Genomic DNA, 14055 nt, shown 5'->3' on the forward strand with positions numbered 1-14055 from the left:
CGGTGTCGGTCAACTCGCGCGTGTCGGGCCAACAACAGGCTCTTTTGCATTGGAAACGCGCCGAAAGCGCTACGCAAGAGCCAGTGCAGACCCTCGTCCAGGCTCCTGTTCCATTGGAAAGCGCTACCGACCGTTACCGGACAATTCTTGACGGTGTGCGCTCTCCCGAACTGGTAGGATGCGCGTCGCCTCGCCTCATGCAATGCGCCACCGGCGCCATGATCGAGCCCTTTATCTGTCCGCACGCGAGCTTCGCGCGAACTCCATACCGCGCCCGCCCGGCCCCTCGTTGAACCCGTAGCCCCCGGCGCCGCCCCACCCGGCCCCGTTGCAGCAACCGTTGAAGTGGCGCACGTTGCGCCTGCAAGCATGAAGAAACTGAAGCAGCACATCCGCACCCTGAGCGAGATCGACCGTACGCCGGCGGTGCGCGTCTGCGCGCTGCTGCTGATGGTCGGCCTGCTATACCTGCTATGGCCGTCCGCCGAAGTCGCGCGCCTCGCGCTGGAATCGGTCGTGCGCTGACGCACGGCTCGCCGCCGCTACGCTATACTCGCGCAATGGAAACCAAACCTGCCTCGCCGAACGTGCATTGCTGGTGGCGCGCCTGACCCAGGCGGCCCGTTTCCTTTTGCATGTCCCGAACGTGATGCCGCCAGCCATGGCGGCATTGTCGTTTCTGCGCTCACGTCATGGCTGGTGGCTTCGATAACCCGGAGCCAATCCACACCATGACGCACCCGCCCCGACCGACCATCCTCACCGGCGACCGCACGACCGGCCCGCTGCATCTCGGCCATTACATCGGCTCGCTGCGCGCGCGCGTGCAGATGCAGCACGAAGCGACGCAGTTCCTGCTGCTCGCCGATACGCAGGCGCTGACCGACAACATGGGCCGCCGCCAGCGCGTCACCGAGAACGTGATCGAGGTCGCGCTCGACTACCTAGCCGTCGGCATCGATCCGGCGATCTCGACGATCGTCGTCCAGTCGCAGGTGCCCGAGCTCGCCGAGCTGTCGCAATACCTGCTCAACCTCGTGACGGTCGCGCGCCTCGAGCGCAATCCGACCATCAAGGAAGAGATCCGCCTGCGCGGCTTCGAGCGCGACATCCCGGCCGGCTTCCTGACCTACCCCGTCAGCCAGGCCGCCGACATCACCGCGTTCAAGGCAACGCACGTGCCGGTCGGCGACGACCAGCTGCCGATGATCGAGCAGACCAACGAACTCGTGCGCCGCTTCAACGCGACGGTCGACAAGCCGGTGCTGGTGGAATGCGAGGCCGTGCTGTCGGCGGTCACGCGGCTGCCCGGCATCGACGGCAAGGCGAAGATGAGCAAGTCGCTCGGCAACGCGATCACGCTCGGCTCGACGCCCGACGAAATCGCGCAGGCCGTGAAGGACATGTACACGGACCCGAACCACCTGCGCGTGAACGATCCCGGCCAGGTCGAAGGCAACGTCGTGTTCACGTTCCTCGACGCGTTCGAGCCCGACGTGCAGAAAGTCGACGAACTGAAGGCGCACTATCGCCGTGGCGGCCTCGGCGACAGCGTCGTCAAGCGCGTGCTGAACGAGCGACTGCAGGCGCTGATCGAGCCGATCCGCGCGCGTCGTCGCGAATTCGAAGCGGACAAGGCGGAGGTGATGGCGATCCTGAAGCGCGGCACGTTGTATGCGCGCGAGGTGGCCGGCGCGACGCTGGCCGAGGTGAAAGGAGCGATGGGGCTGACGTACTTCGATTGAGCCGCGCGCGCAGCAAACGCGACCGGCGCCGCGCTTGTCCGCGACCCGACGGCACGACACCGTGCCGCGGGCGATCAGTCGTCGGCGAGTGCCGTCATGGCCGCTCGTGCGCCGGTGGCGCGGCGTGGCACACGACCTCGATCCGGTTGCCGGCCGGATCGACGACAAAGGCCGCGTAGTAGTCGGCGTGATAGTGCGGCCTCAAGCCGGGGTCGCCGTCGGGCCGCCCGCCCGCGGACAGCCCCGCCTCGAAAAATGCATGCACCTGCGGGCGGGAAGCCGCCTTGAAGCACCAGTGTCGCTTGCTCGTCCCGACTTCGGCGGGATCCAGATAAATCGCCAGGAAGGTCGATGCGGTGTCGGTGGCACTGCAACGTTCGCCGTAACCGAGCGCGGTGCCGCGATCATAAACCTTGGTCGCGCCCAGCGCGGCCATGACACCGTCGTAGAAGGGGCGGACCTGGTCGATATCCGGAACGCCGATGGACACGTGGTCAAGAAGTTGCATGATGTTGGCTCCATTGAACGAGCACGAGTCTACACAAACTTCCTTGGTTGACTCCACCGATGTCGCACCTGCGCCCTTTCACGCCATCATGACGCCCCACAAAATGATCGACCGACGCGACTGAAACGAACCCGAGCGGCTCCTCGCGGACAACGCGTCACTTCATCTGCATGAGCTGCACGAGGTTGCCGCACGTATCGTCGAGCACCGCGATCCGCACGGGCCCCGCGTCCATCGGCGCCAGCGTGAAGTGCACGCCGAGCGCGTCGAGCCGCGCGTACTCGGCGTCGAGATCGTCGACCTGAAACGACGCCGCCGGGATGCCGTCCTCGTACAGCGCCTGACGATAAGGGCCGACCGCGCGATGATGACTCGGTTCGAGCATCAGCTCGGTGCCGTCGGGCTGATCCTTCGACACGACCGTCAGCCAGCGGTACGCGCCCACCGGCACGTTGTTCTTCAACCGGAAGCCGAGGGTGTCGGTATAGAACGCGAGTGCCTTGTCCTGATCGTCGACAAAAATACTCGTCACGTAGATGCGCATGCGAAGTTCTCCCAATCGTGCGCGCCGCGACGCGCGTTGCCGCTTACGTGATCTGATACGTCGATGCCGGCACGAACTCCTCCGGCATCGCGCGCTCGCCCAGCTCGAGCACCGACCGCTCGATCGTGCGCGCCATCGCATCGAGCGCTAGCGCGTTCGGCGCGAGGCCGAACGGGTCGGCCACCTCGTTCGCGATCGCTTCGAGCGCGATCAGCGTGTACGAGATGAACACGCAAATCAGCGGCGTGAAGAATTCCGTCGAATCGACGAGTCCGAACGGCAACAGCACGCAATAGGCATAGACGGTGCGATGCAGCAGCACGCTGTACGAGAACGGGATCGGCGTCGTCAGGATGCGCTCGCAGCCGCCCACGGCCTTGCCCAACGCGGCCAGTTGCGTATCGAACATCCAGCACGTTGCTTCGCTACCGGGCGCGCGACCCAGCGCGCGGACGATTCCGCCGCGCAGTTCATCGAGAATCGCGACGGGCTGGTAACACTTGTGCGCGAACGCGGCGGCGCGCTCGGCGCCGAGAATGCGCTGCAGGTCCTGCGCCGGATCGGTATGACGCAGCTGATGCTTCAACGCATACGTGAACGCGATCAGCAGATCGGCGAGCCGGTCGCGCTCCGCATCGCCGACGCTGTCGGGCAAGTAGCGCCGCAGCTGCGACGTGACGGTGCGCGCGGCGATCAGCAGGTTGCCCCACAGAAGCCGCGCCTCCTTGAAGCGCTCGAAGCTCGCGTTGTTGCGAAACGCGAGAAAGATCGCGAGGGCCAGCCCGAACAGCGTGAACGGCGCGGTGTTCAGCGGTATCTTCTCGCCGAAGATGCGCCCGTTCGTGAAGACCGCCAGCGTGCTGACGATCGCCATGAACACGAGTTGCGGAATGATCGATTGCAGCACGGAGCCGTTCCATATGAACAGCATCCTGAGCCAGTTTTGTCGTGGTCTGACGATCATGGTGTTGTCTCGACTGCCGATGAAATACGCCATACGGATCGCCGCCGCCCGATGTGCAACGGCCCGCGCGTGGCGGGCCGGGTGACGCGCTTCACCGCGCTTGCGCATGATGATACGCCCGCGCACGCCCTGCCCCGTCACCGGGGCGCGCCGGTCAGTGATAACCGGCGTCGCCCTCGCGCACCTTGCCGCGGAACACGCGGTACTGCATCGCGTTGTACACGAGGATGATCGGCAGCACGATCACGGTGCCGACGAGCGCGAAGAGCTGGCTCGAATGGCTCGACGACGCGTCCCAGATCGTCAGTGACGGCGGCACGATGTTCGGCCAGATGCTGATCACGAGGCCGGTGTAGCCGAGGAACACGAGCGCGAGCGTCAGCAGGAACGGCGTCGCCTCGTGCTCGCGCTTCACCGTGTGGAAGATGCCCCACACGCACGCGACGACGAGGATCGGCACCGGCAGGAACCAGCCGAGGTTGCCGCTGCCGAACCAGCGATGCGCGACGGCCGGCAGCCCGATCACGGTCCACAGGCTGACCACGCCCATCACCGCGAGCAGCACGCCCGCGAGCGGCTTCATCAGCAGGCGCATCTTGCGCTGCAGTTCGCCGTCGACTTTCAGGATCAGCCAGCCGCAACCGAGCGTCGCATAGGTGACGAGCACGCCGATCCCGCAGAACAGGCTGAACGGCGACAGCCAGTCGAACGGCCCGCCCGCGAACTGGTTGTTCACGATCCGGATGCCCTGCAGCAACGAACCGAGCGTGATCCCCTGGCAGAACGCGGCCAGCGCGGAGCCGCCGATGAACGCGAGATCCCACAGGTGCTGCGTGCGGTTCGCCTTCGCACGCAATTCGAACGCGGCGCCGCGGAAGATCAGCCCGACCACCATCAGGATCAGCGGCAGGTAGTTCGCCGGCAGCAGCGTCGAGTAGACGACCGGAAACGCGCCGTACAGGCCCGCGCCGCCGAGCACGAGAAAGGTCTCGTTGCCGTCCCATACCGGCGCGACGGTATTCAGCATGACTTCGCGTTCGGCCTTCGCGTCGAAGAACGGAAACAGCAGGCCGATGCCGAGGTCGAAGCCGTCGAGCATCACGTAGATGAACACGCCGAGGCCGATGATCGCGGCCCACACGACAGGAAGATCGATGTGCATCGCTTACTCCGCTTCGGTGACGTTCAGCGGCGTGGACAGCGCGCTCTTGCGCAGCCCCGGATGCCGGTGCAGCTCGATGTATCCGGCCTGGGCGGCCGGCCCGCGCTTCATCAGTTGCATCATGTAGTAGATACCCGTTCCGAACACCAGGAAATACACGACCACGAAGATCAGCAGCGACACGCCGACCTGCTGCGCGCTGAGCGGCGCGATCGAATCGACGGTGCGCAGCACGCCGTATACGGTCCACGGCTGCCGCCCGACTTCGGTGGTGATCCATCCGGCCAGCAGCGCGACGATGCCGGACGGCCCCATGCACACGACGAACCACTGGAACCAGCGCGTTTCATACAGGCGTCCGCCTTTTCTCAGCAGCAGGCCGAGCAGCGCGGTGAGCAGCATCAGCATCCCGAGGCCGGCCATGATCCGGAAGGTCCAGAACACGATCGGCGAATACGGGCGGTCCTGCGCCGGGAATTCCTTCAGCCCGCGAATCTCGCCGTCCCAGCTGTGCGTGAGGATCAGGCTGCCGAGGTGCGGCACCTGGATCGCATAGCGCGTCGTCTCGGCCTGCATGTCGGGCAGACCGACGAGGTTCAGCGCGGTGCCGCCCTTCTCGGTTTCCCACAGCCCCTCGATCGCCGCGATCTTCGCCGGCTGGTATTCGCGCGTGTTCAACCCGTGCGCATCGCCGACGACGATCTGGATCGGCGCGAGCAGCAGCAACATCCACAGCGCCATTGAGAAGCTGCGCTTAACCGGCTCGTCGCGGCGCCCCTTCAGCAGGTGCCACGCCCCGCACGCGGCGACGATGAAGCCCGCGACGATGAACGCGGCGATCGTCATGTGCACGAGGCGATACGGGAACGACGGGTTGAATATGACCTTGAACCAGTCGACCGGCACGACGAGACCGTTCTCGATCCTGTAGCCCTGCGGCGTCTGCATGAAGCTGTTCGACGCGAGGATCCAGAACGTCGAGATCAGCGTGCCGACCGCGACCATCAGCGTCGCGAAAAAATGCGCACGCGGGCTGACGCGCTGCCAGCCGAACAGCATCACGCCGAGAAAGCCGGCCTCGAGGAAGAAGGCCGTCAGGACTTCGTAAGTGAGCAGCGGGCCGGTGATGTTGCCCGCGACGCGCGAGAAGCCCGCCCAGTTCGTGCCGAACTCGTACGCCATCACGACGCCGGAGACGACGCCCATCCCGAAGCCGATCGCGAAGATCTTCGACCAGAACTGGAACATGGATTTATAGGCGGCGTCGCCGGTGACGAGATAGCGCCATTCCAGCACCGCCAGGAAGCTCGCCATGCCGATGCTGATCGCCGGAAACACGATGTGGAACGACACCGTGAACGCGAATTGCAATCGGGCGAGATGGAACGCATCGAAGATTTCCATGACCGTAATTTGCTCGTGATTGTGAGGACGTCAGCTCGAAGCAGGAAATCGCGCGACGGCTTCGCGACGGCACGTGCAGGCAAGAACGGATCGCGGGGCGCGGCAACGAAGCGTGAATGACGATATCGCGTTTCCGACGATACTCGCAATCGCGCGAACGTGCGCTGAAACTGTGCTTTCCCCGGGGCCGAAGATGTGTGCACGGAAAACCCGTTGCGGGGCCGCGAGGCTGTCAGCTGTACTGCTTTCCGCACTGCGACGCTGTGCATCCGCGTCACGGCCGAACGCCCGTACCCCGTATTACGATTTCGCGCACTGGCTCGCGTGAGCACGAACATGAGCATGGATTGGCGCGTCATGCCCACCTTTCGCGCATCCGGGATGACGAACTGTATTCCTGCATTTCGTGCGGGATTGTGTCTCTGCCGATGGAATCCAGCGGCCTATCCTCACGATGAGGCTCGTCACGACCCGTGCGCCGACACCTCTGCGCACGCACGGCCGATCGCCGATGCCGTTCCGATCACTTCATGCAGGCAGCCGAACCCATCGTGAATGCCATCGCTTCCGCGCCAGTCGCCGCCGCAACCGGCGGCGCATCGCCCGGTGTCTTTTCCCGCCCGCTCGACACGCTCGCGCGGCCGCTGCGCGACCTCCGGCTGTCCGTCATCGACCAGTGCAACTTCCGCTGCGGCTACTGCATGCCGCGCGACAGCTTCGGCCCCGACTATGCGTTCATGCCGTCGTCCGAGCGGCTGTCGTTCGCGCAACTCGAGAAGATCGCGCGCGCGTTCGTCTCGCTCGGCGTCGAAAAGATCCGCCTCACCGGCGGCGAGCCGCTGCTGCGCCGCAACCTCGAAGCGCTGATCGAACGGCTCGCGACGCTGACGACCGTCGACGGCAAGCCCGTCGAAATCGCGCTGACGACCAACGGTTCGCTGCTCGCCGCCAAGGCACGCGCGCTGCGCGATGCAGGCTTGTCGCGCGTGACCGTGAGTCTCGACGCGATCGACGATGCCATATTCCGCCGGATGACCGACACCGCCGTGCCGGTGGCGCGCGTGCTGGCCGGCATCGAGGCCGCGCAGGCGGCCGGGCTCGCGCCCGTGAAGGTCAACGCGGTGATCGAGCGCGGCGCGAACGACGACCAGATCCTGCCGCTCGTGCGTTACTTCCGTCATAGCGGCGTGGCCGTGCGCTTCATCGAATACATGGACGTCGGCGGCGCGAGCGCGTGGTCCGGCGACAAGGTCGTGCCGGCCGCGCGGATGCGCGAGCTCATCGAAGCGAGCTATCCGCTCGTCCTCGTCGGCGAACCGGGACACGATGCCACCGCGATCCGCTGCCGGCACATCGACGGCGCGGGTGAGGTCGGTTTCATCGCGAGCGTGTCGCATCCGTTCTGCGGCACGTGCTCGCGCGCCCGCGTGTCGGCCGACGGCCAGCTTTATACGTGTCTGTTCGCGATGCATGGCACCGACCTGCGGCCGTGGCTCGATGACGCCGCATCGATCGACGGCCTCGCCGACACCGTGCGCGCACGATGGACACGGCGCGACGACCGCTATTCCGAACGGCGGGCCACGAACGCGGCCAGGCCGTCCGGCAAGACCTACCCGACCGTGCGCATGTCGCTCGTCGGCGGCTGACGGGCTGCTGCCGCGCGAAGCGGAGCGAACCGCATACTGGAGAACCGTCATGACCAGTTTCACCGAATCCCGTGCCGCGTCGCCAAACGATCCGCCGCGTGACGGCGGGCAGTCCGAACCCGTCGACTCGCACACCGAGCCGCCGCCGGCGATCGCAGCCGGATTCGAGGTGCGTGTGCAGTACACGGCGATCGACGCCGGCGCCGAGATCGCGCCGATCGTTCGCAATCCGAATGTCGGTGCGGTCGTGAATTTCCTCGGTGTCGTGCGCAACGAAGGCGACGTCGACGACGTGATCGCGCTGGAAGTCGAACACTATCCGACGATGACCGAGCAGGCGCTTTGGAGCATCGTCGAGGAGGCCAGTGCGCGGTGGCGGCTCGAGACGGCCAAGGTCGTGCATCGCGTCGGGCGCATTCCGTTGGGCCATGCGGTCGTGATCGTCGTGGTGGCCGCCGCGCATCGCGCGTCGGCGTTCGATGCGTGCGAATTCATCATGGACTTCCTGAAGACGCATGCGCCGTTCTGGAAGAAGGAGATCCGGCACGACGGCGTGGCCGGCTGGGTCGAACCGAAGGCGCATGACGATCAGGCGATGCGCCGCTGGGGATGAACGTGCCGGCCAACGCCTTTCCGATCCCGCCGATTGCACCGATTTCGCTCAGGACATCGTAATGAAACTGACGATCAAATACTTTGCGAGCATTCGCGAACAACTGCATACCGACGAGGAAGTTGTCGAGATCGATGCGCATGCCCTCACCGTCGACGCGCTGCGCGCCGCGCTCGCCGCACGCGAGGCGCGCTGTGGCGAAGCGCTGCGGCTGGACCGGCCCGTGTGCGCGGCCGTGAATCTCGAGATGGTGACCGGCACATTCGTCGTGCGGGAGGATAGCGAGGTGGCGTTCTTTCCGCCGGTGACCGGCGGGTAATGCGTTCACATCCAGCGGCGACTGACGGATCGTAGCCGTTCGACGCGCGACGGGTTGGCTAATGGAGCCCACGAAGAAAATCCGGAACCGGATGGTCGATCGAAGCAAGATAACCCGCCATCGCACCAGCCACTTTCCGCACGGCCGGACGCGCGGTCATTCGTTCGCGCCAGGCGAGCAGGTTCGGCGTCTCCGCCGTCATCGGCGCGCCCTTGCGCGCGCCGAACAACTGCGCCATGTAGAACGCGATGTCGGCGTACGAATAGGTGCCGACAAGGAATTCCCGGTCCGCCAGCACGCGTTCCATGCGTCGATAGTATTGCCGCGCTTCGTCGCGCGCGGCCCGTGCCGCTGGATGATCCGGCGTCTCTTCGAGGCCCATCAGCCGGATCACGTGCGGAAAATAAACCTCGTCGCTGCAGTGCTCGAGTTGACGCGCCACCGCGCGCGCTTTCGGCTGCGCGGGCCATAGCGCGGGATCGGGCTTCAGGTCTTCCAGGTACTCGAAGATCTGCGTGGAATCGAAAATCTCCAGGTCGCCGTCGATCAGCACCGGCACCTGACGCTTCGGATTGATGCGCAAGACGTCCGGATGCTTCGGGTCGTAGCCGCGCTGCTGGCTGAACGGCACCAGCACGCGCTCGAAGGCGATGCCCTTCTCGTGCGCCGCGATCTCGACTTTCGCGCCGAACATGCTCAGCGGACCGGTCATGATTTTCATGTATCGCTCTCCTCGTCGGGTTTCGCGCAGCGGCCCTCACATGAGCACCGCCCGCGTGTCGGCAAGCCCGCGCCCGACTCCGTTGCGCGCCAGCCGATCGCGGATGTGTCGGATCATAGATCCGATAACATGACATCCCGTGTCATGTATTCCGGATGAGGTACCACACATGAAAGCCAGCCGGCTGTTGTCGATCATGATGATGCTGCAGGCGCGCGGCCGCATGACCGCGCCGGCGCTGGCCGCCGCACTGGAAGTGTCCGAGCGGACGATCCTGCGCGATATCGATCAACTGTCGACGGCCGGCGTGCCGATCTGGGGCGATCGCGGACGCAACGGCGGCTTTCAGTTGCAGGACGGCTGGCGTACCGATCTCACGGGGCTGACCGAGCAGGAGGCACATGCGTTGATTCTGGCCGGCCTGCCGGGGCCGGCGGGAGAACTCGGGCTCGACGGGATGGCCGCGTCCGCGCGGCTGAAGATGATCGCCAGCCTGCCGCCGGACTCGCGCGAACATGCCGATCGTGTCGCGAGCCGGCTGCATGTCGATACCGTGGATTGGTATCGGGCGCAGGAAACGCCGGCGTTTCTGCGTGAAGTCGCCGATGCCGTGTGGCAGTCGCAGCGGATCGAGGTGACGTACGAAAGCTGGCGCGGTGTGTCGCGCCGCGCACTCGATCCGCTCGGGCTGGTGCTCAAGGGCGGTGCGTGGTACGTGGTGGCGAAGGTCGCCGGCAAGCGCGATGCACTGACTTTTCGGCTCGCGAACATTCGGGAACTCGCGGCGTCGCGCCGGCGATTCAAGCGGCCCGCGCGGTTCGATCTGGCCCGGCACTGGCGTAATGCGATGAGCCGGTATGAAGCGGAGCTTTACCGGTTGACCGCGCACGTCGCGGTGTCGGCGCGCGCAGAGAGCTGGCTGATCAATGCGCGCGTCAAGGTCGCGCCCGTCTCGGATAGCGCCGGCAGCAGCGCGATCCCGCCGGGATGGAGGGAATTCCTGATGCCGATCGAATCGATCGAGCACGGTGCGCGCAAGCTGCTTGGATATGGTGCGGAGTTGAAAGTGCTCGGGCCGCGGGAACTCGTGGTTCGATTGACCGACGAGGTTGCAGCGACGAAGGCGCTGTATTCACCCGCGCCGCCGACGATCGACGACGCTCCAACATTCGCGGCGTGATCGGAGCGAAACTGCTCGCATTCACCGTCTTCACCGCGCACTCCGTCGTGATGGGCGCATTCCTCGAAGACACTGCCCGTCGAGATCGCCTGGATCGGCGTCGGTGTCTTCATCGTGCCTATCTTGCGTTGGGATCTTGAAGCTTCGTTGCGCAGGATGTCGGCATTTCTGCTTTCATTCGCCCTATTTTTCGCAAATTCGCAACTCCTCGGCTTTTTCGATTGGCGTTTTTGCCGATGTGGACGGCGCGTGCGGGATTTTCCACATGATGAAACCGCGCCGGTCGGGCGAACGCCGCATCTGCGACCGGCCATATGCCCCGCTGCGCCCGGATTCGCGGCCACTCTCTGCACCAAGCCCCAACTCAATCCACCGAATTCTTCCGCAAAGTGCACCGCTACAGCACTCGCCTTTCCAGGTCCCATATACAACTCTTATATAAGACATAAGACATTTGACGCCTGACCATATTGCGACTAGAATCCCGTCCAAGCAGTGAAGCAGTGTCCGGAACAGCAGCCTCGGCGTGCCTGGAAAGCCCTTCCCCTGAAACGCAATCTCAGCAGGTCCCCCCATGCTTGAAAACTTTCGTGCTCACGTGGCCGCCCGCGCCGCGCTCGGTATTCCTCCCCTGCCGCTGACGGCTCAGCAAACCGCCGAACTGGTGGAACTGCTGGCGAACCCGCCCGCAGGCGAAGAGCAAACGCTGCTCGACCTGATCACCCATCGCGTCCCCGCCGGCGTCGACGAAGCCGCGCGCGTGAAGGCCGGCTTCCTGGCCGCCGTCGCAAAGGGCGAGACGGCCTGCCCGCTGATCTCGCGCGAGCGCGCGACCGAACTGCTCGGCACGATGCTGGGCGGCTACAACATCCAGCCGCTGATCGAGTTGCTGTCCGACGAAGCAGTCGCGGCCGTCGCTGCCGACGCACTGAAGAAAACCCTGCTGATGTTCGACCAGTTCCATGACGTGAAGGAACTCGCCGACAAGGGCAACGCGCACGCGAAGGCCGTGCTGCAGAGCTGGGCCGACGCCGAATGGTTCACGAGCCGTCCGGAAGTGCCGGAAAGCCTGACCATCACCGTGTTCAAGGTCACGGGCGAAACCAACACCGACGACCTGTCGCCGGCCCCGGACGCCACCACCCGCCCGGACATCCCGATGCACGCGCTGGCGATGCTGAAGAACGCGCGCCCCGGCATCACGCCGGAAGAAGACGGCAAGCGCGGCCCGGTCAAGTTCATCGAATCGCTGAAGGACAAGGGTCACCTGGTCGCCTACGTCGGCGACGTGGTCGGCACCGGCTCCTCGCGCAAGTCGGCCACCAACTCGGTGCTGTGGTTCACCGGCGAAGACATCCCGTTCGTCCCGAACAAGCGTTTCGGCGGCGTGTGTCTCGGCGGCAAGATCGCCCCGATCTTCTACAACACGATGGAAGACGCCGGCGCGCTGCCGATCGAGCTCGACGTGTCGCAGATGAACATGGGCGACGTCGTCGAACTGCGCCCGTACGAAGGCAAGGCGCTGAAGGACGGCAACGTGATCGCCGAATTCCAGGTCAAGTCCGACGTGCTGTTCGACGAAGTGCGTGCCGGCGGCCGCATTCCGCTGATCATCGGCCGCGGCCTGACCGCGAAGGCGCGTGAAGCGCTCGGCCTCGCGCCGTCGACGCTGTTCCGCCTGCCGCACCAGCCGGCCGACAGCGGCAAGGGCTTCTCGCTCGCACAGAAGATGGTCGGCCGCGCATGCGGTCTGCCGGAAGGCCAGGGCGTGCGTCCGGGCACGTACTGCGAACCGAAGATGACCTCGGTCGGCTCGCAGGACACCACGGGCCCGATGACCCGCGACGAACTGAAGGATCTGGCCTGCCTCGGCTTCTCGGCCGACCTCGTGATGCAGTCGTTCTGCCACACCGCCGCTTATCCGAAGCCGGTCGACGTGAAGACGCACCAGACGCTGCCGAACTTCATCAGCACCCGTGGCGGTATCGCGCTGCGCCCGGGCGACGGCGTGATCCACTCGTGGCTGAACCGCATGCTGCTGCCCGACACCGTCGGCACCGGCGGCGACTCGCACACGCGCTTCCCGATCGGCATCAGCTTCCCGGCAGGCTCGGGCCTGGTCGCGTTCGCGGCCGCCACCGGCACGATGCCGCTGGACATGCCGGAATCGGTGCTGGTCCGCTTCAAGGGCAAGATGCAGCCGGGCGTCACGCTGCGCGACCTCGTCAACGCGATTCCGCTGTACGCGATCAAGCAGGGCATGCTGACGGTCGCCAAGCAAGGCAAGAAGAACATCTTCTCGGGCCGCATCCTCGAAATCGAAGGCCTGCCCGATCTGAAGGTCGAGCAAGCGTTCGAACTGTCGGATGCGTCGGCCGAGCGTTCGGCAGCCGGTTGCACGGTGCACCTGAACAAGGAACCGATCATCGAGTACCTGAACAGCAACGTCACGCTGCTGAAGTGGATGATCGCGCAGGGCTATCAGGATCCGCGCAGCCTGCAGCGCCGTATCGCGGCGATGGAGCAGTGGCTGGCCGACCCGCAACTGCTGTCGCCGGATGCCGACGCCGAATACGCGGCCGTCATCGAGATCGATCTGGCCGACATCCATGAACCGATCGTTGCGTGCCCGAACGATCCGGACGACGTGAAGACGCTGTCCGACGTCGCCGGCGCGAAGATCGACGAAGTGTTCATCGGTTCGTGCATGACCAACATCGGTCACTTCCGTGCCGCGTCGAAGCTGCTGGAAGGCAAGCGCGACATCCCGGTCAAGCTGTGGGTCGCGCCGCCGACCAAGATGGACCAGAAGCAACTGACGGAAGAAGGCCACTACGGCGTGTTCGGCACGGCCGGCGCGCGCACCGAAATGCCGGGCTGCTCGCTGTGCATGGGCAACCAGGCACAGGTGCGCGAAGGCGCGACGGTGATGTCGACGTCGACCCGTAACTTCCCGAACCGTCTGGGCAAGAACACGAACGTGTACCTCGGCTCGGCGGAACTGGCGGCAATCTGCTCGCGTCTCGGCAAGATCCCGACCAAGGACGAGTACATGGCCGACATGGGCGTGCTCAATGCCAACGGCGACAAGATCTACAAGTACATGAACTTCGACCAGATCGAAGACTTCAAGGAAGTCGCCGACACCGTGCAGATCTAAGCATGCGGTCGAGCTGCGGCGGGCTGTGCCCGTCGTGGCGACACGCGATGGCGCCGCGGGCTGAATGCCTGCGGCGCCATTTTTTA

14 protein-coding genes are annotated in these 14055 nt (G+C 65.2%); 8 read left to right on the forward strand and 6 right to left on the reverse strand.

Going from position 1 to position 14055, the window contains the following annotated elements; genetic code table 11:
* The first annotated feature begins 369 nt into the window (after window positions 1-369).
* Both HWX25_RS20675 and trpS read left to right on the forward strand, forming a co-directional pair.
* Window positions 370-525: a hypothetical protein gene (locus HWX25_RS20675; RefSeq protein ID WP_175910122.1), complete on the forward strand. Its 156-nt coding sequence runs from the start codon at window positions 370-372 to the stop codon at window positions 523-525.
* Between the two features lie 206 nt (window positions 526-731).
* Window positions 732-1745, forward strand: a complete 1014-nt coding sequence (gene trpS / locus HWX25_RS20680) for a tryptophan--tRNA ligase (protein WP_175910124.1) — start codon at window positions 732-734, stop codon at window positions 1743-1745.
* A 94-nt stretch (window positions 1746-1839) separates the two neighbouring features.
* Here the strand turns inward: trpS and HWX25_RS20685 are convergent, their stop codons facing one another.
* The 3 genes from HWX25_RS20685 to HWX25_RS20695 form a co-directional block, all read right to left on the reverse strand.
* Window positions 1840-2253 carry a VOC family protein gene (locus HWX25_RS20685; RefSeq protein WP_175910125.1) on the reverse strand — a complete coding sequence of 138 codons (414 nt, stop codon included), beginning with the start codon at window positions 2251-2253 and terminating at the stop codon, window positions 1840-1842.
* A 157-nt stretch (window positions 2254-2410) separates the two neighbouring features.
* Complete coding sequence (locus tag HWX25_RS20690; RefSeq protein ID WP_175910126.1) at window positions 2411-2797, reverse strand: VOC family protein; 387 nt, start codon at window positions 2795-2797, stop codon at window positions 2411-2413.
* 43 nt (window positions 2798-2840) lie between these two features.
* A complete protein-coding gene (locus tag HWX25_RS20695; RefSeq protein WP_175910127.1) occupies window positions 2841-3761 on the reverse strand; it encodes a bestrophin family protein in 921 nt (306 codons plus the stop codon).
* Between HWX25_RS20695 and HWX25_RS33755 the strand changes: the two genes are divergently transcribed.
* The gene (locus HWX25_RS33755; RefSeq protein ID WP_279610126.1) at window positions 3718-3846 is read left to right on the forward strand and encodes a hypothetical protein; all 129 of its coding nucleotides are present in this window, start codon (window positions 3718-3720) and stop codon (window positions 3844-3846) included. The genes HWX25_RS20695 and HWX25_RS33755 overlap by 44 nt on opposite strands.
* A gap of 69 nt (window positions 3847-3915) precedes the next feature.
* Here HWX25_RS33755 and cydB read toward each other — a convergent pair whose 3' ends face one another.
* Window positions 3916-4923 carry a cytochrome d ubiquinol oxidase subunit II gene (cydB, locus tag HWX25_RS20700; protein WP_175910128.1) on the reverse strand — a complete coding sequence of 336 codons (1008 nt, stop codon included), beginning with the start codon at window positions 4921-4923 and terminating at the stop codon, window positions 3916-3918.
* Window positions 4924-4926: 3 nt separating this feature from the next.
* Window positions 4927-6327, reverse strand: coding sequence for a cytochrome ubiquinol oxidase subunit I (locus tag HWX25_RS20705; protein ID WP_175910129.1), 1401 nt, complete (start codon window positions 6325-6327; stop codon window positions 4927-4929).
* A 530-nt stretch (window positions 6328-6857) separates the two neighbouring features.
* Here HWX25_RS20705 and moaA point away from each other — a divergent pair.
* The 3 genes from moaA to moaD all read left to right on the forward strand — a co-directional run bounded on the left by moaA (window position 6858) and on the right by moaD (window position 8908).
* On the forward strand, window positions 6858-7976 hold the full coding sequence (moaA, locus tag HWX25_RS20710; protein ID WP_175910130.1) for a GTP 3',8-cyclase MoaA: 1119 nt from the start codon (window positions 6858-6860) through the stop codon (window positions 7974-7976).
* Window positions 7977-8025: 49 nt separating this feature from the next.
* The gene (locus HWX25_RS20715) at window positions 8026-8589 is read left to right on the forward strand and encodes a molybdenum cofactor biosynthesis protein MoaE (protein ID WP_175910131.1); all 564 of its coding nucleotides are present in this window, start codon (window positions 8026-8028) and stop codon (window positions 8587-8589) included.
* Window positions 8590-8650: 61 nt separating this feature from the next.
* Window positions 8651-8908, forward strand: a complete 258-nt coding sequence (moaD, locus tag HWX25_RS20720) for a molybdopterin converting factor subunit 1 (RefSeq protein ID WP_175910302.1) — start codon at window positions 8651-8653, stop codon at window positions 8906-8908.
* 58 nt (window positions 8909-8966) lie between these two features.
* On the opposite strand, the gene HWX25_RS20725 is transcribed toward moaD, so the two are convergent.
* A complete protein-coding gene (locus tag HWX25_RS20725; RefSeq protein WP_175910132.1) occupies window positions 8967-9629 on the reverse strand; it encodes a glutathione S-transferase family protein in 663 nt (220 codons plus the stop codon).
* A 169-nt stretch (window positions 9630-9798) separates the two neighbouring features.
* On the opposite strand from HWX25_RS20725, the gene HWX25_RS20730 reads away from it, so the two are divergent.
* The gene (locus tag HWX25_RS20730; protein WP_175910133.1) at window positions 9799-10809 is read left to right on the forward strand and encodes a YafY family protein; all 1011 of its coding nucleotides are present in this window, start codon (window positions 9799-9801) and stop codon (window positions 10807-10809) included.
* 574 nt (window positions 10810-11383) lie between these two features.
* A complete protein-coding gene (acnB, locus tag HWX25_RS20735; protein WP_175910135.1) occupies window positions 11384-13969 on the forward strand; it encodes a bifunctional aconitate hydratase 2/2-methylisocitrate dehydratase in 2586 nt (861 codons plus the stop codon).
* Window positions 13970-14055 lie beyond the last annotated feature (86 nt).

The organism is Burkholderia sp. BCC1640, from assembly GCF_902833125.1.
Lineage (GTDB): Bacteria > Pseudomonadota > Gammaproteobacteria > Burkholderiales > Burkholderiaceae > Burkholderia > Burkholderia diffusa.